Here is a 19918-nt window from a genome sequence, read left to right as displayed (position 1 = left end):
GGCTCTCTTTGCCTTTCAACCTTGCAGCTCCTCTGCGCTATCGGGCGGCGTCAGGGTGGGAGTGTCTCCTTCCGGCAGCTTTTCGGCACACGGACGGGGCCGAAACAGCAGGGCTCATCATGGACGTGACGCGAGGGGCGCAATGCGCTCCGGCGGGCGCCCGGTGCCGGAAGGAGACACTCCCACCCTGACGCTGCCGAACCACAACGCGTCAAACGCACTCGGCAGCGCCTCGCCGAGCTACCGACGCATCGAACGGCACTCTGTAGCGCGACGCCGAGCCACCGAAACGCATCAACCGCACCCTTACCGAGCCGCCCCCAACATATCCAACGCCCCATGCAACAACGCAGTCGCCCCGGCGAGCTCCGGGACAATGACCAAGTGAGCCCCGGCGGCGCGTAAGGCCGGCTCATTCACCGACTGCTCAGCCCGCGCTGCTATAACCACCGACGGGTTAAGGTGACGCAACTGGCTGATCGCCGCCCGGGCGGGGGCGAAGTCGGGTAGGGCGACGACGGCGAGTCGGGCATTGGCGACATGAGCAGCTTCCAGCACGGTAGGCGAGAATGCGTTGCCATAAATTGCTGGCAAGCCATCGGCCACGCCGTCCCGCACCCGTGACAATCTCGAATCGATGACGGCGACGCTGATTCCCGCCTCCCGCAAGCCGCGGGCGACGCTTTGGCCCACTCGGCCGTAGCCGATGACGATCGCATGAGCTTCCAGTTGCGCGCCTTCGCCGCTCGCGCCGGTGCCGGTGTCGAACCAACGGCGCAACCCGCGATTGTGCAGCATGAATTCGCCGACCTTGGGCGCGATGGCGAATGCCGAGGGCGTCAGCACGATGGTGACCAGCGCCGAGGTGAGAATCAGATTGTAGAGCTGCGGCGAAAGGGCCTGAGTCTGCAGGCCGATTTGCGCCAGTACGAAATTCAGCTCGCCGACCGGGATCATGCCGAGCGCGGTGAAGGCCGCGGTGCGGGCGGTCAAGCGGAACGGCACGATGCCGATCGCGGTAGCCGCGAACTTCAGCAGCACAGTGAAAGCCGCCACCGCCAGCACCGCCGGCCAGTTCGTGACGATGAAATTGAGATCGATCAGCATGCCCACCGACACGAAAAACAGCGTCGCGAACAGGTCGCGCACCGGCACGACCTCGGAGATCACGCGATGATCGAACTCGCTCTCCGACAGCAGCAGCCCGGCCACGAATGCCCCAAGCGCGGGCGACAGTCCGAGCAGCGTGCTGACACTCGCCGCGCCCAGCGCCAGCACGGCGGCAGTGACGATGAACAATTCGGACGAGCGCATTCTCGAGACATGGCCCATCAGAAACGGCACGGCTCGCAGACCGACGGCCAGCGACACGCCGATGAACACCGTCGCTTTCAGAATGGTGATGCCGACGTCGACGGCGACTTCCATCGGCGATGCGCCGGTCTGCGTCGAGACCAGCTGCGGCAGCACCACGATCAGCACGACGATGATCAGGTCCTGCACGATCGCCATCGACAGCAGCAGCCGGCCATGGCTGGAGGCGATCTCGCCTCGGTCCAGCAATGTTTTCAGGATCACCATGGAGCTGCTGGCCGCGAGCGCGATGCCGAACACCGTGCCCGCCAGCACACCCCAGCCCATCACGATGCCGGCCAGCGTGCCGCCGAGAATCGTCAATACCACCTGCACCGAGGTGCCGATGGTGGCGATGGCCCGCACCCGCGCCAGGTCCTTGAGCGAAAATGCCACGCCCAGGCCAAACATCAGGAAGATCACGCCTACATCGGCCAGCAGTGCGATTTGCTCGCGGTTGCCAACGAATCCCGGGGTGAACGGTCCAATGGCCACGCCGGCCAGCAAGTAGCCGAAGATCGGCGACTGGCGCAGCCAGCTGGCGAGAAAGCCGCCGGCCACCGCGATGCCGAGCGCGACCGCGACGTTCAGGACCAGAGGTATTTCATGATTCATGCATGAGTCGTCGGGGGGCCTGAGGGCGGCTTTGAGTTCCGGCGCAAAAGGCAACGGCAATGTAGCATGCGTCGCGACTTTGCCACGGGTTTGCCCGAATCCTGCCGCAAGCTGGTCGCAGTAATCCTGCAGTGGATGACACGTATTCGAGATGAGAGCACTGAAAAAATATCGCAAGCAGATCTTTGCCGGCGTGGCCCTCGCTTTCGGCGTCGCGGCGATCGCGTTCACCGTCTGGGTGTTCACGCTGGACCGCAAGATCACCAGTCAATTCGAGGGACGCCGCTGGACGCTGCCCGCGCAGGTCTATGCCCAGCCCACCGAGTTGTATGTCGGCCAGACCTTCAGCGCCGAAACGCTCGAGCAGGATTTGCAGCGGCTCGGCTACCAGCGCGTCGACAAGCCCCAGCATCCCGGCAGCTACAGCCGTAAAGGCACGCGCATCGATCTGATCAATCGTCGTTTCCAGTTCTGGGATGCGCTGCAGGAGCCGCAGCTGCTGACCATCAAAACAAACGGCAACGCCGTCGAGGATCTGCGCAACGGCCGCAATGAGGAAGTGCCGATCTTTCGGCTCGACCCGCTGCTGATCGGCAGCATCTTCCCGATCCACGGTGAAGACCGCGTCGTGGTCACGCCCGAGGAAGTGTCGCAGCTGTTGCCGTCGGCGCTGAAAGTCGTGGAGGACCGTAAGTTCGACACGCACTGGGGTGTCAATCCCACCGCCATCATGCGCGCCGCGTTCGTGAACTTGCGCGCCGGCGCGATCGAGCAAGGCGGCTCGACGCTCACTCAGCAGCTGGTGAAGAGTTATTTCCTCGACAACCGGCGCACGATCGGTCGCAAGATCGAGGAAGCCATCATGGCCATGCTGCTGGAAGTGCATTTCAGCAAGCAGGACTTGATGAATGCGTACATCAACGAGATCTATCTCGGCCAGGACGGCCAGCGTGCGATTCACGGCTTCGGTCTCGCCAGTCAGTTCTACTTTGGCAAGCCGCTAGCCGAGCTGCAGCTGCACGAAGTTGCATTGCTGGTCGCCATCGTGCGCGGGCCGTCCTACTACGATCCGCGTCGTCATCCGCAGCGTGCGCGCGAGCGGCGCGACATGGTGTTGAAGCTGATGGCCGAGCATGGCGTCATCGCGCCCGACATGGCGAACAAGGCGGCGAAGCGACCGCTCGGCATCGTCAGCTCCGGCTCGCAGGCGGGCGGCGGTTATTACCCGGCGTTCCTCGATCTGGTCCGTCGCACGCTGCGACGTGACTATCGCGAAGAAGATCTGACCGAGGCCGGGCTGCGGATCTTCTCGACCCTCGACCCGACCGTGCAGACGCAAGCCGAAAAGGCGCTGACCCAGGAGCTCGATCGGCTCGACAAAACTCGCAAGACGAAGTCGAAGGCGCCGCTCGAAGGCGTAGTCGTCGTCACGGCCCCGCAGAACGGCGAAGTCATCGCAATGGTCGGCGGCCGGCAGGCGAGCTTTGCCGGCTTCAATCGCGCGCTGGATGCGAAGCGCTCGATCGGCTCGCTGGTCAAGCCGGTGATCTATCTGGCCGCCATCGAAAGCGGCCAGTTCAATGCCGCGTCCATCGTCGAAGACGGTCCGGTATCCGTGAAGCTCGCGAACGGCCAGCTTTGGGAGCCGAAGAATATTTCCGAGCAGTATTACGGTCCCGTGCCGCTGGTGCGCGCGCTCGCGCAGTCCATGAATCTGGCGACTGTGAATCTCGGCATGTCGGTGGGCCTGCCCAAAGTAACGCGTGAGTTCGTGGCGCTCGGTCTGGAGAAAGAGCCGCCGCAGTTGCCTTCGGTGTTGCTCGGATCGCTCGATGTTTCTCCGCTGGAAGTGGCGCAGTTGTACAACGCGTTTGCGAACGGCGGCTTCAGCACGCCGCTGCGGGCGGTGCGGTCGGTGCTCGACACGGAAGGCAAGCCGCTGAAGTCGTTTGCTCTGGAAGTGACGCCAGTGGCGAGCCCCGACGCGGTTTATCAGGTGAATCGCATGATGGTCGAAGTCATCGAGCACGGCAGTGGCCGAGGCGCGCGTGCGCAGATTCCGCCGGATGTCGTGGTGGCCGGCAAGTCGGGCACGTCTTCGGACTATCGTGACAGCTGGTTCGCGGGCTTCTCCGGCAGCCATCTCGCGGTGGTATGGATCGGGCACGATGACAATTCGCCCACCGGACTGACCGGCTCATCGGGCTCGCTGCCGGTGTGGTCGCGCCTGATGGCGAATCTTGGAACAACTTCCTGGAGTGCGCCGTTGCCGGAAAGCCTGGAAGAAACCTGGATAGAATTCCCGACCGGCCTGGGCGCCCGGCCGGACTGCGGCGAGGAACCGATCGCCATTGCCGTGCCCAAGGGGACCGAGTTGCCGATGCAGCCGTCATGCGGAACCAACGTGTTCGGGGAATTCGGCGAGAAGGCCAAAGAATGGTGGCGAGGCATCACCCGGCAATGACGAGGCGCCTGAATCCAGCGGTTCAGTTTCGGGCGAACACTTTTTCAGTCGATGACGGTCTAACAATCTTGTGATTACCTGGCAGCGGAAACTTCCCTCGCTCGTGGCTGTGCTCGTCGTTTCGGCGTGCGCGGTTCCTCCTCCTTATCGCGCGCCGGCGCCGCCCGCTCCGGTGCCTCCTCCGACGCAGGAGCCGCCGGTCGAAACACGTCCCGCCCCGGCGCCCGAACCGCCGGTCGAGCAACCGCCGCCACCCGCGCCGGTCGTTCGCGAGCCGGTGTTGAGCGCCGCTTCACGAGCGCTGGTGAGCCAGGCGCAGATCCAACTGCAGTCGAAGAACTATCCGGTCGCGGCGTCCTCGATCGAGCGCGCGCTGCGTATCGAGCCGGACAATCCGCTGCTGTGGATCGAGCTGGGCAAGGTACGGCAGGCGGAAGGGAATTACGTCCAGGCCGAGAACATGGGCCGCAAGGCGGCGTCCATGTCCGTCAATGCGCCGAGGGCGAACTCGTCGGCGTGGACTTTGATCGCCGAGTCGCTGCGCGCCAGAGGCAAGAACTCCGAAGCGCAGGAAGCGCTATTGCGAGCCCAGGGTGTTCGCTAAGACGGGCGTTCGCTGAAGCGCCGTCTCAGCGACGCCAGAACGATGGCGTCGCGATGACCAGCAGCGGGAAGATCTCCAGGCGCCCGAGCAACATCGCGATCACGCACAGCCATTTGCCAGCATCGGAGATCGAGCGAAAGTTCGAGGCGACCTCTCCCAGGCCGACGCCGTAATTATTGATACACGCCGCGATCGCGGAGAACGCCGTTACGTGGTCGGCGCCCGCGATCATCATCAATACCATCAGCACCGCGAACAGGATCATGTACACGGCAAAGAATCCCCACACCGAGTCGATGATGCGCCAGTCGACCGGCTTGCTGCCGATGCGCACCGGAATTTCGGCGCTCGGGTGGATCAGCCGCTGAACTTCGCGTTGGCCTTGTTTCCAGATCAGCAGCCAGCGAATCACTTTCATGCCGCCGGACGTTGAGCCCGCCGAGCCGCTGATGAAGGTCGCGAGCACCAGGATGACCGGGATCGCGCCGGGCCATACCGAGTAGTCGGTGGTGAAGAAGCCCGTGCCGGTTTGCGCCGAAATCGCCGTGAACACCGACGTCCGAATCGCGGTGTCCGTTGTATAGACGCCTTTGACGAGCAGCATTCCCAACGTCAGCAGGAACAGGCACGTCACCAGGATCAGGAACGCGCGCAACTCCGGATCGCGGAAATAATCCTGCAGGCGCCGATAGCGCCAAACGAAGAAATGCAAAGCGAAGTTGATCGAGCCGAGCAGCATGAACAGCGACGCTACGATCTCGATTGCGACGTTGTCGAAGTAGCCCAAGCTCAGATCGTGGGTCGAGTGGCCGCCGGTCGATACGGTCGAGAAGCTGTGCGCGATCGCATCGAACGGCGACATTCCAGCCATCCAGTAGCAGGCGGCGCATAAGACAGTGAGCGTCACATAGATTACCCACAGAGCTTTCGCTGTCTCGGTAATGCGCGGCGTGAGTCGTACGTCCTTCGCGGGCCGGGGGCTCTCCGCTTTCAACAATTGCATGCCGCCGACGCCTAGCATCGGCAGCAGGGCAACTGCCAACACGACTATGCCGATGCCGCCGAGCCACTGCGTCTGCTGACGAAAATACAAGATGGAGATCGGCAGCTCTTCGATGCCGACCAGCACGGTTGCGCCGGTGGTCGTGAATCCCGCGACGGCTTCGAACACGGCGTCCGTCAACCCGAGCTCGGGTCTATCCGAAATCAGCAGCGGCACCGCGCCCGCCAGGCCGAGCACGATCCAGAACAGCGAGACCACGAGGAAGCCATCTCGAACCCGCAGCTCGCGGTGCGCCTTGCGCGCAGGCCACCAGATGAGCGCACCGACGACCAGCATGCCGCAGAACGAATCGAAGAACGGTTGCCAATGAGCGTCCGCATAGTAGAGCGACACGCCGATGGGCGGCAGCAGGGTGACGCTGAACAACATCAGCAACTGCCCCATGATGCGCTGGACGGTGAGTAAGTTCATCGAGGGCGCTTATCTGGCGTGCCGGCGCGGCACATCGAACAAGCGCTCGACCGCTTCGACGTGGCGGCGGTCGGTGAGGAACAGAATCACGTGGTCGTCGCGCTGGATCACGGTGTCGTGGTGCGCTATCAGGACCTGATCGCCGCGTGCGATGGCGGCAATGGTCGTTCCCTCGGGCAATGGGATGTTTTCGATTCGTTTGCCGATCACCCGGCCCTCGCCCTGCACGCCGTGCACGATGACTTCCAGCGCCTCGGCCGCGCCGTGTCTCAACGAGTGCACGCGAACCACGTCGCCACGCCGCACGTGAGCGAGCAGCGAGCCGATAGTGACCTGCTGCGGCGACAAGGCGATGTCGATCGAGCCGCTCTGCATGAGCTCGGCGTAGGCCGGGCGGTTGATCAGCGCCATGACCTTGTGACAGCCCAGCCGCTTCGCCAGCATCGCCGACAGAATGTTGGCTTCTTCGGCGTTGGTGACCGCGACGAACGCGTCGGCGCTGTCGATGTTTTCTTCCAGCAGCAACTCCTCATCGGCGGCATCGCCACTGAGCACGATGGTGTTGCTCAGCTGCTCCGATACCCGCCGGGCACGCCGCGGGTCGCGTTCGATCAGCTTGACTTGATGATTCACTTCCAGCGTCTGCGCGAGCCGAAAGCCGATGTTGCCGCCGCCGGCGATGACGACACGGCGCACCGGGTCTTCCAACCGCTGCATCTCGTTCATCACGAGACGGATGTCTTCGCGAGCCGCGATGAAGAACACCTCGTCACCATGCTCGATGACCGTTTCGCCCTCGGGCTTGATGCTATGGCCGCCGCGATAGATCGCCGCGACGCGTGCATCGCGTCCTTCGATGTGAGTCGGCAATTGTTTCAGTTGCTGACCGACCAGCGCGCCGCCCTGCAAGGCTTTGACGCCGACGAGGCGGATGCGACCGTCGGCGAAGTCCAGCACCTGCAGCGCGCCCGGATACTTGATCAAGGCCACGACGTGCTCGGTCACCAGCTGTTCGGGGCTGATTGGCACATCGACGGCGAATGCGCGGTCCTCGTGCGAGAACAGCTTGGTGTGCTTGGTGAAATCGGCGGAGCGGATCCGGGCGATGCGGGTCGAGTCCTTGTTGAACAGGCTCCACGAGATCTGACAGGCGACCATGTTCACTTCGTCGCTGTTGGTTAGCGCGATGAAGATGTCGGCGTCGCGTGCGCCCGCGGCCTCGAGAACGCTTGGCTGCGTGCCGCTGCCGACCAGCGTGCGAATGTCGAGACGGTCCTGCAGATCGCGCAGCAGCTCGTCATTCACATCGACGACCGTGACTTCGTTCGCCGCTTCTCGCGCCAGATGGTAGGCGGCGGTGCGACCCACCTGTCCGGCGCCGAGGATGATTATTTTCATACCGGTTCCAGCTTCGCGTACGCCAGCATCAGCCACTTGGTGCCCTGGCGCTCGAAGTTCACTTGCACGCGCACCTGGCTGCCCTGGCCTTCGAGATCGAGCACCGTTCCTTCGCCGTACTTGCCGTGACGCACTCGCTGGCCGAGGCGCACGCCGCCCATGGCGCCGGGATCTTCCTGCACCCGACCGCCCATGCTTCGAGGGGTCGAGTAGATCGGGCGAGAGATCTGGATGCGGGGTCGGATCTCTTCGATCAGCGAGGCGGGAATTTCCCGGATGAAGCGAGACGGCGTGCCGTAGCTGTCCACGCCGTGCAGGCGTCGTTGCTCAGCGTAGGTGAGATACAGCTGTTTCATGGCGCGCGTCGTACCGACGTAGCAAAGGCGGCGTTCTTCCTCGAGCCCGTCCACATCGCTGATCGAGCGCTGATGCGGGAACAAGCCATCTTCCATACCGCACAGGAACACCACGGGGAATTCCAGGCCTTTGGCCGAATGCAGCGTCATCATCTGCACGGCATCTTCGCCGGCGCCGGCCTGTTCTTCGCCCGATTCCAGCACGGCGTGCGAGAGGAAGTTGGCGAGCGGTGAAATGTCGACGTCGCCTTCAGGCTCATAGCCTCGCGCGGCGGACACCAATTCGTTCAAGTTGTCGACGCGCGCTTCGCCGCGGTCGCCTTTCTCTTGCTGATAGTGCGCGACCAGGCCGCTTGCATGAATCACATGATCGACTTGCTCGTGCAGCGGCAACGTGCGCGTTTGCTCCGCCAGCTGCTCGATCAGCAACAAGAAGGCGTGTATCGCCTGCCCGCCACGTGCGCCCATCTCCTTGATGCTCGAGCCCGCGGCCTCCCACATCGAGGTGGCATTGGCGCGGGCATAGTTGCGGATCATGTCGAGCGTTTTGTTACCGATGCCGCGGGTCGGCAGGTTCACGACGCGTTCAAACGATGCATCGTCGGTACGGTTGTGCATCAACCGCAGGTAGCCGAGCGCGTCTTTGATTTCGGCGCGCTCGAAGAATCGCAGGCCGCCGTACACGCGATAGGGAATGCGGTGCGTGAGCAACGCTTCTTCGAACGTTCGCGACTGCGCGTTCGAGCGGTATAGGATCGCGCATTCGCTGCGCAGGCCGCCCTTCATCACGTAGTCGCGAATCCGATTGACGACGAAGTCCGCTTCGTCGCGCTCGTTGAACGCGGCGTACAGCTTGACCGCATCGCCTTGTTCGCCGCTGGTCCACAGATTCTTGCCGAGGCGGCCGCCGTTGTTGGAGATGAGTGCATTGGCCGCCGCGAGGATGTTGCCGGTGGAGCGGTAGTTCTGCTCCAGTCGGAACATCTGCACGTTGGGATAGTCGCGACGATACTGGTGCAGATTCTCCACGCGAGCGCCGCGCCAGCGATAGATCGACTGGTCGTCGTCGCCGACCGCGAACGGCAAGCCTTCGGGACCGGCGAGCAGCTTCAACCACGAGTATTGGATCGTGTTGGTGTCCTGGAACTCGTCGATCAGCACGTGGCGGAAACGTTGGCGGTAGTGATCCAACAGGGCCGCGTTATCGCGGAACAGCTCATAAGCGCGCAACAGCAGCTCGGCGAAGTCCACCACACCGGCGCGGTCGCACTGCTCCTGATACAGCCCATACAACTTGATGAACATGCGCCGCGTCGGATCGCCGTCATCCTTGAGTTGCTTGGCGCGCAGGCCCTCGTCCTTGCGGGCGTTGATGAACCACATGATCTCTTTCGGGACCCAGCGCTCCTCGTCGAGGTTCTGCGCTTTCAGCAGCCGTCGGATGGCGCGCAGCTGATCGTCCGAGTCCATGATCTGGAAGCTCTGCGGCAGATTCGTGTCGCGCCAATGGATGCGCAGCAGGCGATGCGCGATGCCGTGGAAAGTGCCGATCCACAGGGGAGCGCTCGGCACGCCAAGCATGGTTTCGATGCGCGCGCGCATCTCGCCGGCGGCCTTGTTGGTAAAGGTCACCGCCAGAATGCTGTGCGGGGAGGAGCCTTCGACCTGCACCAGCCAGGCGACGCGGTGGGTGAGCACCCGCGTTTTGCCAGAGCCGGCGCCGGCCAGGACCAGAGTCGGCGCCAGCGGAGCCGCGACGGCGGCGCGCTGAGCGTCGTTAAGTCCTTCAAGTAAATCAGAAACGTCCAGAGCGAGACCTCACGACTGGCCGCCGCCCGAGAGTGGGGCGGGGGCGTGAACCGAGGCCGCGCATTCTAGCAGGCCGGCCGTTTCTATATGCTGTGCGGCTAGAGCGGGTTGCCGGGAGGCGTGCATGCGTGTTTGGCGCGGGATGTTACTTTCCCATTGCGCGGTTTTGCTGACGTTGGCGGGATGCTCCAAGGCGCCGGAGCCCGTGGCGCCGGCCGCTGCGCCCACCGCCGATACCGCCACCTCCAGCCAGCCATCCGAAGCTCCCGCCACATCCGAGCCGCCCGCGGAGTCGGGGCTCGCCATCAAGCGCGGCATCGTCACGCTGGCCCCCGATCGCGCCAGTTTCCGTCCCTGTGGCGAGCAGAAGGATCTGCTGCTGGTCGATCAGACCGACGGCGTGTTGAAGCGCGAGTTCTCCGGAGAGAAGGATGCGAATGGTGCGGATCAGGGGTTGAAGCTGTACATCGAAGCGTATGGCGAGCGCGCTATCAATCAGCCCGCACCCGAGGGCTTCGCCGGTACCTTCTTGTTGGAAGAAGCGCTGTTCGCGGCGCCGGACGGGCAGACGCGCGGGTGCGATTCACCACCGCAGGATTACATCGTCGCCGCTCGCGGCAACGAGCCGTTCTGGGGCGCCGAGGTCACCGAAGCGGCATTGCTCTGGCGCCAGCCCGAAGATCCCAAGGAAATTTCCATCGCCGCGCCGCAGACGCAGGATTCCGAAGGGGCCGTGAGTTACGTCGCGGCCAACCCCGAGCACAAGATCGAATTGTTGATCGAAGCCCAGGCGTGCCGTGATGACATGTCGGGCGAGTACTTCGCGTACTCGGCGCGCGCGACGCTGGACGGGAAGAAATACACCGGCTGCGCACGCATCGGCAGCAGGTCGTTCTGATCTCACCTTTCGCGCAGAGACAGACTGTTGGTCGGGCCCGCGATCCGTCGCGGGCGATGACGTCGATACAGCGAACGGAACGTCAGGCCGATCGCCAGCGCCAGCAGCGGATCCGTGATCGAGGCATGTTCGCCGGGCAGCCAGATCTGCAGCAGCTCGACGACGGTGGCGATGGTCAGCATCACCCCGAACGCGAACTCCGTGGACGCGCCCCATTCGCGCACCACCCACAGCAAGGCGCCATAAAGAAACAATTTGCCGAACATCTCCACCCAGTCGACCACCGCCAGATTCCAGCCGGAATCCACCAGCGCCAGGAACGGCCAGAAATCGAACTGCGCGGCTTGCCGTGAGAAATCGAACGGCGCGAGCTCTTCGATGATCAACAACGCGACGACGGCGAGCACCAGCGCAGCCCGTCGTGGCCGCGGCCGCAGCCGATGCATGATCACGACCATCGGTAACAACAACAGCAGCGCCAGCAGTTCGGCGGGCACGAACGCCTGATTCGCGACGACCAGGCGGCCGATCAGCACCGCTGCCATCAGCAGCAACAATGTTTCCAAGCGCCGCGGCCGGCTGACCATCGCGGCGACCGCCTGATTCACGACCAGCCAGCAGGTGAGAAAGATCAGCACGGTGATGAAGTCGAAGGTGGGATTGAACAGCGGTCGCAGCGCTGCTTTCAGCTTGCCCAGATCGAACTGCGGCACGAACGGTGCGAAGCGCCATGCGAGCCACAAGCCGATCAAGAGGACCGCGCCAGGATCGCGCGTTTGTTTCTCCACGCGCGACGGCATGTGCATGAGATGACTGAGCGCAGTCCAGCCCATGCCGCCGATCGCGCCGAGCAGCGTGCCGCCGGAGTTCAACGCGAGATCGGCAAGGCTCGGCACGCGCTTCGATACGTACACCTGCGCGACTTCAATGCCGAGGGACAGCAGCGTGCCTAGCACTGTCGCAATCGTCACTGAAGGCCCGCGCCGGAGCCGCTCGTTCAGCCACAAATACAGACAGAAGCCGAGCGGTAGGTAGAGCAATACGTTGGAGATGCGATCGCCGCGGCCGGCGCGCGCCCACGACAACTGACTCAGTGCGCCGAGCAGGTCGCTCTGCGCATCGGGTTTTAGATTGAACGGATAGAGCGAGCCGTAGAGGATCAGCGCGATGACCGCGGCCGTCAGCCAGGGAATCGAGCTTCGTGGTGTGCGCGCCGGAGCCACGATGTCGGGAAGCGGGCTACGTCAGCCGGATGGTGACATAGTGATCGATCAGCAACGCCGCGAACAGCAGTGCCAGGTAGGTGATCGAGTAACCGAAGGTCTGCATGGGCAGACGGGCGTCCTGACGCACTTTGAGCTGCAAGGCGCGGAACAGGAACAACGCGCCGAGAATCAGCGCCGCCGCGAGATAGATCAGGCCGCTCATGCCGGTGAGGTAGGGCAGCAGCGTCACGATCACGAGCAGGATGGTGTAGAGCAGGATATGCAGCCGCGTGAAATCGCTGCTGTAGGCGACCGGCAGCATCGGAATGCCCGCCTTCGCGTACTCATCGCGCCGTGCAATCGCCAGCGCCCAGAAGTGCGGCGGCGTCCAGGTGAAGATGATCAGGAACAACAGCAGCGAGTGGGGATCGACCGAGCCAGTGACGGCCGTCCAGCCCAGCACCGGCGGAGCCGCGCCGGCCGCGCCACCGATGACGATGTTCTGCGGAGTCGCATGCTTGAGCCACACCGTGTAGATCACGGCGTAGCCGATCAGCGAGCAAAAAGTGAGTACGGCTGTCAGCGCATTCACACAGCCCCACAGCAACACCATCGACACCACGGCCAGCACGAGCGCATAGCCCAGCGCCTGACGCTCGGTGACGTGGCCAGTCGGCAGCGGGCGATTGCGTGTGCGCGCCATCTGCTCGTCGAAGCGGCGATCCAAGACGTGATTGATAGCCGCGGCGGAGGACGCCGCCAGGGCGATGCCCAGCGTGCCAAAAATCAGCGCATTGAGCGGCGGCAAGCCGGGTGCTGCCAGGAACATGCCGGCAATGGCCGTGAACATGATCAGCATCACCACGCGGGGCTTGCCCAGCTCGTAGTAATCGCGCCAGGAGGCGGCAGGCTGAAGTGAGGAGGTTTCCACGGCGGACATAGGCGAGACGGCAGTGACCAACGGCGGATTCTACAGGCACTTGCCTGCGCCTGGGCGCGAGATCAGCGTAACAGTCTGTTCATCCGCACCGTTGCCAGCAGCAGCAACGCCGCCACACCGTTATGCGCCGTGGCCAGCGCCAGAGGCAACGCGCGCATGACCATCACGGGACCGAGAATGAGCTGCGCGACCAAGATCAACCCGAGCACCACGCCCGCGGTCCGCACCGCCGGCGTCGTCCCCCGTCGCCAGGCGAGGAAACTCAAGGCGCCCAGGATGAGAGCCGCCGCGATCGCGCCCAACCGATGAACGAAGTGAATGGCCACGCGCGCCGGATGATCCAGCACGCCGCCCTCATAATCGATGCCCAATCCCCGCCACAGCACGAACGCGTCCTTCATGTCCATGTCCGGCCAATAGCTGTTCTGGCAGGTCGGGAAGTCCGGGCAGGCGAGGGCCGCGTAGTTACTGCTCGTCCAGCCGCCGAGCATGATCTGCAGAGCCAGCATCGCCAGTCCGAGCGCTGCAAGCTTGCGCAAGCCGCCGTTGTCGGATTGTTCCACGACCTGGGGCGGACGCATGGCCAGCCAGGCCAGCAGCGAGAGTGTCGACAAACCGCCGATCAGGTGCAGAACGACGATCAGCGGCTTGAGCAGCAGCGTGACGGTCCACATGCCCAGCAGCCCTTGGAATATCACCAGCGCGACCAGCGCGATCGGCAAAGCCACCGGCTGCTGCGGATCCTCGCGATTGCGGATGGCGAGACCGGCCAGCACCAGGATCAGCAAGCCCAGGCCCGAGGCGAAGTATCGATGCACCATCTCCTTGATGGCCTTGTGATACTCGAACGGCCGGTGCGGAAACGCCTGGTTGACGGCGTCGACGTTCTCGGCCGCGCTGCCGGCGCTCAAATGACCATAACAACCCGGCCAGTCGGGGCAACCCAGGCCCGCGGCGCTCAAGCGCACCCAGGCGCCGAGCACGACCACCACCAGCGCGAGCAGCACGCCGGCCAGCGCCAGACGGCGGAACAGAACCAAACTTGGAGTCATGAACTGCTGAGATTCGCGGCGATTTTAAGCGGGGCGCAATGATAAGCGTCCCGCCGCCCGTTGTGTGCCGGTGGGGCGATTTGCCCGCGCGTTCTTACAGTTATTTCACGAACGAGGCCAATCTCGTGAGGAACGTGTAGTCCCCTTCGATCGCCATCAGCCCGATCAGGATCAACAGCGTCAGTGGCGGCACCAGGATCGCCAGCTTCAGCGCCAGCCGTTCCCAGGCCATGTGCATGAAGATCGCCACGATGAAGCTCGCCTTGATCAGCATGAACACGATGATCAGCGTCCAGCGCAGCGCGCCCTGCAACTGGAAGTAATCGACCATGTAGGAAAATGCGCTGAAGACGAACAACAGCAGCCAGATCCACAGATACAGCTTGATGGGATGCTGCTGGCCTTCCGCATGGGCGCCGTGGCCGGCCGCATGTGCGGATGGATGATCCAAGGGTGCGTCCGCCTCGATATCGTGCTGTCTTACCGCCATGCCGCTCTCCGCAAGTAGGTTGGGACGGGCGCGGCCCGTCACCACAAATAGAAGAACGCGAAAATGAATACCCACACCAGATCGACGAAGTGCCAGTACAGGCCGGCGACCTCGACGGTCTCGTAAGTGCCTTTGCGATCGTAGAAGCCGCTCAGAACGCGCCACGCGACCACGCTGAGATAGATCACGCCGCCGGTCACGTGCATGCCGTGAAAGCCGGTGATCATGAAGAACGACGAGCCGAACTGGGCCGCGCCCATTGGATTGCCCCACGGACGCACGCCTTCATCGACGATCAGCTTGGTCCACTCGAACGCCTGCATGCCGACGAAACAAAGCCCCAGCGCCGCCGTTGCAAACATCAATTGGGCAGTGCGCTTGCGATCGCGCCGATAGCCGAAGTTCACCGCCATCGCCATCGTGCCGCTGCTGGTGATGAGCACCATGGTCATGATGGCGATCAGCAACAACGGAATATGATGACCGGCGACGGTGAGCGCGAATACTTCGGCGGTATTCGGCCACGGATCGGTCGTCGACATGCGCACGTTCATGTACGACGTGAGGAAACACGAAAAGATGAACGTGTCCGAGAGCAGGAAAATCCACATCATTGCCTTGCCCCAAGGCACCGGGAAGGCCTGCTTGTCCGCGGACCAGTCCGCGGTCACGCCTCTGAAACCAGGCTCCAAGGTGGCAGGTTCGTGGCTCATGCTTGCCTCTCGCTCACGTCGATAACAACACAGCGAACAGCCCCAGCCAGACCAGCAACAGGTAATGCCAGTAGACCGAGGTGAGCTCGACGCTCAAACGAACGTCGATCAGCTCCACGTCTTTGCGCAGCGAGCGCGCGAAGGTGCGCGCCCATACCACCAATCCGCCCAGCAGATGCAGTGCATGCACGAAGGTGAGCACGTAGAAGAATGCGACTGCGGGATTCAGCGGCGTGAAAAACTCGGAATAACGAATCTCGCTCCAGGCAAGCCACTGGCCGACCAGGAACGCGAGTGTCAGCAGGCCGGCTGCAAACAAGCGCACTCGAGTCTGGTCGACCTGACTCTTCGCGACCGAGGCCCGCGCCGACTGCATGGTGACGCTGCCGAGGATCAGCAGCACCGTGTTGAACCACAGGATCGTAGGATCGCGAATCGCCTTCCAATCGCCCGCGGCCATCGGCGAGCCGTGGCCCGCGTGCTGGCCCATCCGCATGTAATAGGCGGAGAGGAACAAACAGAACAGCGAGGTGACGACCGCAAGAAAGATCCACAGACCGATGCGCTTTGCCGAAACCGAGAAGCCCGTCCCCTGAGGAGCGGCGGCCGCGGTGGCTTCCCACGGCTTCGAGCGCAGCTTCATAACGAGTATGAACCACACAACGATGCCGGTGGCGAGCGCACCGTATGCGACCGTCAAGCTCATGTCGGCACCCCATGCTCACGGCCGACCGGCGTCTTATCGGAGTGCGGCACGTTCTGAGGAATGAAGTCCTCCGGCGCACCCGGCACGCTGTAATCGTAAGCCCAGCGATGCACTTCAGGCAGGTCCTTGCCCCAGTTGCCATGCTTCGGCGGCGTCTGCGGCGTCTGCCATTCCAGAGTCGTGGCGCGCCACGGATTGGGATCGGCCACCGGACCTTTGAAGTACGAGTGGATCAGGTTGTAGAGGAACACCAGCTGGGTGGCGGCGACGATCATCGCCGAGATCGAAATCCATTCATTGGCTTCATGGACCGAAGGCGGAATGAACTGAATGGCGTCGCTATAGCCGTAGTAACGGCGCGGCACGCCCAGGATGCCCATGTAGTGCATCGGCAAGAAGATCGCGTATGCGCCGAGGAACGTCATCCAGAAATGAAACTTGCCGAGCGCCTCATCGAACATGCGCCCGGTGATCTTCGGATACCAGTGATAGATGGCGCCGAACACCACCAGAATCGGCGACACGCCCATCACCATGTGGAAGTGCGCGACCACGAAGTAGGTGCCCGACAGCGGCACGTCGACCGTCACATTGCCAAGAAACAATCCGGTCAGGCCGCCATTGATGAACGTGAAGATGAAGCCGATCGCGAACAGCATCGGCACCGTGAGGTGCACGTCGCCACGCCATATCGTCAGCACCCAGTTGTAGACCTTGATGGCGGTCGGCACCGCGATGATCAGCGTCGTGGTCGCGAAGAAGAAGCCGAAGTACGGATTCATGCCGCTCACGTACATGTGGTGCGCCCACACGACGAAGCTCAGGCAGCCGATCGCCAGGATCGCCCACACCATCATGCGATAGCCGAAGATGTTGCGACGGGCGTGCGTGCTGAGCAGATCGGAGACGATGCCGAACGCCGGCAGCGCGACGATATAAACCTCGGGATGACCGAAGAACCAGAACAAGTGCTGGAACAGCAGCGGACTGCCGCCGGTGTGCACCGTCTTCTCGCCCATGGACGCCACGGCCGGCATGAAGAAGCTGGTGCCGATCAGCGAGTCCAGCGCCATCATGATCGCGGAAACGAACAATGCGGGGAACGCCAGCAAGCCGAGGATGGAGGCCATGAAGATGCCCCACACCGACAGCGGCATGCGCATGAACGTCATGCCTCGGCAGCGGGCCTGCAGCACCGTCGTCACATAGTTCAGGCCGCCCATCGTGAATGCGACGATGAAGATCGCGAGCGAGGCGAGCATGCAAATGATGCCCCAGGTCGCGCCTGGTGTGCCCGGCAGCACCGCTTGCGGCGGATAGAGCGTCCAGCCCGCCCCGGTCGGACCGCCGGGCACGAAGAACCCCGCCACCAGCACCAGGACCGCGAGCAGGTAAAACCAGAAGCTGAGCATGTTCAGATACGGGAACACCATGTCCCGCGCGCCCAGCATCAGCGGAATGAGATAGTTGCCGAAGCCGCCGAGAAACAGCGCCGTCAGCAGATAGATCACCATGATCATCCCGTGCATGGTGATGTACTGGTAGTACTCCTGCGGGGCGATGATGTTGAAGGTATCCGGAAAGCCCAGCTGCAGCCGCATCAGCACCGACATCGTCAGCGCCACCAGACCGATCGAGATCGCCACCAGTGCGTACTGCACGGCGATCACCTTGTGGTCCTGGCTCCAGATGTACTTGCGGATGAAACTCTGCGGATCGTGCAGGGCGTGCTCGTGATCGCGATCGGCGATTGCTACAAAAGCCATCGACACACACTCCTTCTACATGTTCTGGATAAGCCTTCTGATCTCGCCTGGGAGCGGGGTTTATAAGGTCCGTATGTAATCGAGAACGTCGGCGACGTCCTGATCGTCGGCGAGCACCTTCGCCATCGATCGCATCTGGGCGCCATGAAAGTCCTGTGGGTGACCGCCGCGAATGCCGTCGCGGAAGTGCTGGAGCTGGCGCGCCATGTACCAGTCGCTCATGTTGGACAGCCGGGGCGCGTTCGTCGCCCAGATGCCCTTGGCCGTGTCGCCATGACAGGCCGAGCAGGTTTCATACAATTCCTTGCCGCGAACCGGATCGCCTACCACGCTGGCCGCCGGACGCACTTCCGGCAGAGTCTTTATATAAGCAACGACGTTTCGAACCGCGGCGTCGTCGGCGAGCATGGACGCGAACGGAATCATTTGTTTCGCGGGCGCGTCCTGGTCATTCGAGCCGCGTACGCCCGCCTTGAAGCTCTGCAGCTGTCGCACCAGATACCAATCGGCCTGGCCGCTGAGCTTCGGCGCATTCAGCTCGCGATTGCCTTCGCCCTTTGCGCCATGACACGCCGTGCAGGTCGCGAACAATGCCTGGCCCGCGACCGGATCGCCTTTGGTCGCGGTGAGCGTTTGTTCGAACGTCGGCTGCGCATCGAGCCACTTATCGAAGTCCTCTTGGGTATTCACGACGACGCGGCCGCGCATGGCGAAGTGAGCCATGCCGCAGAGCTGCTCGCAGAGCACGTCGAACTCGCCGGTGCGCGTGGGCGTGAACCAGAAGTGCGTGACCATGCCGGGCACCATGTCCATCTTCACGCGAAATTGCGGCACGGCGAATTGATGGTTCACATCCTTCGCGCGCAACAGCATCTTCACGGGCTTGTCGATGGGCAGATGGAGCTGCGGATTGGAGACCAGCACATCGTCCTGACCGACCGGATCGTTCGGATCCATGCCAAAAGGATTGTCGACGCTGATCAGGTGGGCGTGCGATGCGCCGAGCTCGCCATCCTTGCCGGGGAACCGATAGCTCCAGGCCCATTGCTGGCCCAGCACTTCCACCGCCGCTGCGTCTTCCGGCACGGTGACGAATTTGGCCCACACCGACAGACCCGGCGCGAGCATCGCGGCGATGCCGACCGAGGTGATGCCGGTCAGCCACCATTCGAGTTTCTTGTTCTCCGGCTCGTAATGGGCTTTGTTGCCCTTGCGGTGCCGGTAACGAATGATGCAGTAGGCCAGGAACAGATTCACCGCGACGAACACGACGCCCGTCACCCAGAAAGTCACGTCGACGGTCGCATCGACGGTATCCCAGTTGGAGGCGATCGGCGTGAAGTACCAAGGGCTCAAGAAATGAAACAGCACCGTGGCCACGACGAGCACGATCAGTGCGATCGCTATCAGCATTGGCGGTTCCCCTCTTCGTTTCCCTGAAGCGCGCTTGTTGGTTGTTGTTGTCTTCAGGCTTTGGGTGCGGTGACTCGCTCCACGGACGTGAATGGGTTGACGAAGTGCGAATCGACGCCGACCATTTCGGCATCCGCATGACGTTCCGCCATCATTTTGCGGACCGTTGCTTCCTGGTGCTTACTGACATAGACCAGGATCAGATATTTGCCGGCGGCGATATCGTCGTGAAACTTCTTGAGCTTGTTGTTCTCGGTGGCGATGCCGGTCAGGCCGCCTTCCCACGCACCGAACAACGTCGCGGCGCCGACCAGGATGGCGTAGACCAATGTCGGGACTTCGAAGTCGGGGCCGAAGGGTTTGAAGTACATCAGCAGCCCGATGCCGATCAGGCCGGCGACGAAGCCGAGCGCCGCGCCGATGAAACCATCCCGGACAATGTCCAGTGTTTCTAAGTAGTTCGAGGAATGGATGTGTTGTTTCTTCAGGCCGCACTCATCTTTGGAGATGACGTGCAGATAGAAATCTTCGACGCCCACTTCATGCAGATCATCTGAAACGTCCTGTGTGCACTTCAGCGTCGACGACAGGTAGTAGATGCATTTCATGGCAATCCCCCGAGCTGCTGCAGAACTAATCGACCGTTACGCGATACCTCTTTT

Annotated in this window: 16 protein-coding genes; 3 read left to right on the top strand and 13 right to left on the bottom strand. The window is 62.8% G+C overall.

Annotated features, from left to right (window positions below; translation table 11 throughout):
- Window positions 1-306 precede the first annotated feature (306 nt).
- Window positions 307-1968: a cation:proton antiporter gene (locus GYH35_RS23265; protein WP_161810281.1), complete on the bottom strand. Its 1662-nt coding sequence runs from the start codon at window positions 1966-1968 to the stop codon at window positions 307-309.
- A gap of 151 nt (window positions 1969-2119) precedes the next feature.
- On the opposite strand from GYH35_RS23265, the gene mrcB reads away from it, so the two are divergent.
- Both mrcB and GYH35_RS23255 read left to right on the top strand, forming a co-directional pair.
- A complete protein-coding gene (gene mrcB / locus GYH35_RS23260) occupies window positions 2120-4432 on the top strand; it encodes a penicillin-binding protein 1B (protein ID WP_161810282.1) in 2313 nt (770 codons plus the stop codon).
- Between the two features lie 103 nt (window positions 4433-4535).
- Window positions 4536-5036, top strand: a complete 501-nt coding sequence (locus tag GYH35_RS23255; RefSeq protein WP_161810283.1) for a tetratricopeptide repeat protein — start codon at window positions 4536-4538, stop codon at window positions 5034-5036.
- Window positions 5037-5061: 25 nt separating this feature from the next.
- Here the strand turns inward: GYH35_RS23255 and GYH35_RS23250 are convergent, their stop codons facing one another.
- Genes GYH35_RS23250 through uvrD form a run of 3 tightly spaced genes read right to left on the bottom strand, consistent with a single transcriptional unit; the run spans window position 5062 to window position 10073 of the window.
- Window positions 5062-6510, bottom strand: coding sequence for a TrkH family potassium uptake protein (locus GYH35_RS23250; RefSeq protein WP_161810284.1), 1449 nt, complete (start codon window positions 6508-6510; stop codon window positions 5062-5064).
- 9 nt (window positions 6511-6519) lie between these two features.
- Entirely contained in the window at window positions 6520-7944 is a 1425-nt protein-coding gene (trkA, locus tag GYH35_RS23245; protein ID WP_407700221.1) for a Trk system potassium transporter TrkA, read from the bottom strand.
- Window positions 7905-10073: a DNA helicase II gene (gene uvrD / locus GYH35_RS23240; protein WP_161829655.1), complete on the bottom strand. Its 2169-nt coding sequence runs from the start codon at window positions 10071-10073 to the stop codon at window positions 7905-7907. The genes trkA and uvrD overlap by 40 nt, the downstream gene beginning before the upstream one ends.
- A gap of 124 nt (window positions 10074-10197) precedes the next feature.
- Between uvrD and GYH35_RS23235 the strand changes: the two genes are divergently transcribed.
- Window positions 10198-10971, top strand: a complete 774-nt coding sequence (locus GYH35_RS23235; RefSeq protein ID WP_161829604.1) for a COG3650 family protein — start codon at window positions 10198-10200, stop codon at window positions 10969-10971.
- A gap of 2 nt (window positions 10972-10973) precedes the next feature.
- Here the strand turns inward: GYH35_RS23235 and GYH35_RS23230 are convergent, their stop codons facing one another.
- From GYH35_RS23230 to GYH35_RS23190, 9 genes are all read right to left on the bottom strand, one after another.
- Window positions 10974-12194 carry a VanZ family protein gene (locus GYH35_RS23230; RefSeq protein WP_161810287.1) on the bottom strand — a complete coding sequence of 407 codons (1221 nt, stop codon included), beginning with the start codon at window positions 12192-12194 and terminating at the stop codon, window positions 10974-10976.
- Window positions 12195-12210: 16 nt separating this feature from the next.
- The gene (gene cyoE, locus GYH35_RS23225; protein WP_161810288.1) at window positions 12211-13116 is read right to left on the bottom strand and encodes a heme o synthase; all 906 of its coding nucleotides are present in this window, start codon (window positions 13114-13116) and stop codon (window positions 12211-12213) included.
- A gap of 62 nt (window positions 13117-13178) precedes the next feature.
- Window positions 13179-14168 (bottom strand): COX15/CtaA family protein, encoded by a 990-nt coding sequence (locus tag GYH35_RS23220; RefSeq protein ID WP_161829603.1) that lies wholly within the window; start codon window positions 14166-14168, stop codon window positions 13179-13181.
- Between the two features lie 100 nt (window positions 14169-14268).
- Window positions 14269-14619, bottom strand: a complete 351-nt coding sequence (locus GYH35_RS23215; protein ID WP_407700225.1) for a cytochrome C oxidase subunit IV family protein — start codon at window positions 14617-14619, stop codon at window positions 14269-14271.
- A 77-nt stretch (window positions 14620-14696) separates the two neighbouring features.
- A complete protein-coding gene (locus GYH35_RS23210; RefSeq protein ID WP_161810291.1) occupies window positions 14697-15371 on the bottom strand; it encodes a heme-copper oxidase subunit III family protein in 675 nt (224 codons plus the stop codon).
- A 13-nt stretch (window positions 15372-15384) separates the two neighbouring features.
- Window positions 15385-16077 (bottom strand): cytochrome c oxidase subunit 3, encoded by a 693-nt coding sequence (locus GYH35_RS23205; protein WP_161810292.1) that lies wholly within the window; start codon window positions 16075-16077, stop codon window positions 15385-15387.
- Complete coding sequence (locus GYH35_RS23200; RefSeq protein WP_161810293.1) at window positions 16074-17843, bottom strand: cbb3-type cytochrome c oxidase subunit I; 1770 nt, start codon at window positions 17841-17843, stop codon at window positions 16074-16076. Before GYH35_RS23200 ends, GYH35_RS23205 begins: the two co-directional genes overlap by 4 nt.
- 60 nt (window positions 17844-17903) lie before the next feature.
- Complete coding sequence (locus GYH35_RS23195; protein WP_161810294.1) at window positions 17904-19256, bottom strand: c-type cytochrome; 1353 nt, start codon at window positions 19254-19256, stop codon at window positions 17904-17906.
- A gap of 53 nt (window positions 19257-19309) precedes the next feature.
- Window positions 19310-19864 carry a hypothetical protein gene (locus tag GYH35_RS23190; RefSeq protein ID WP_161810295.1) on the bottom strand — a complete coding sequence of 185 codons (555 nt, stop codon included), beginning with the start codon at window positions 19862-19864 and terminating at the stop codon, window positions 19310-19312.
- Window positions 19865-19918 lie beyond the last annotated feature (54 nt).

The sequence above is a fragment of the Steroidobacter agaridevorans genome (assembly GCF_009932555.1).
In the GTDB taxonomy this organism is placed as follows: Bacteria; Pseudomonadota; Gammaproteobacteria; order Steroidobacterales; family Steroidobacteraceae; genus Steroidobacter; species Steroidobacter agaridevorans.
Note: the sequence above shows the minus strand (reverse complement) of the source record. Positions and strands in the feature narration are given on the sequence as shown.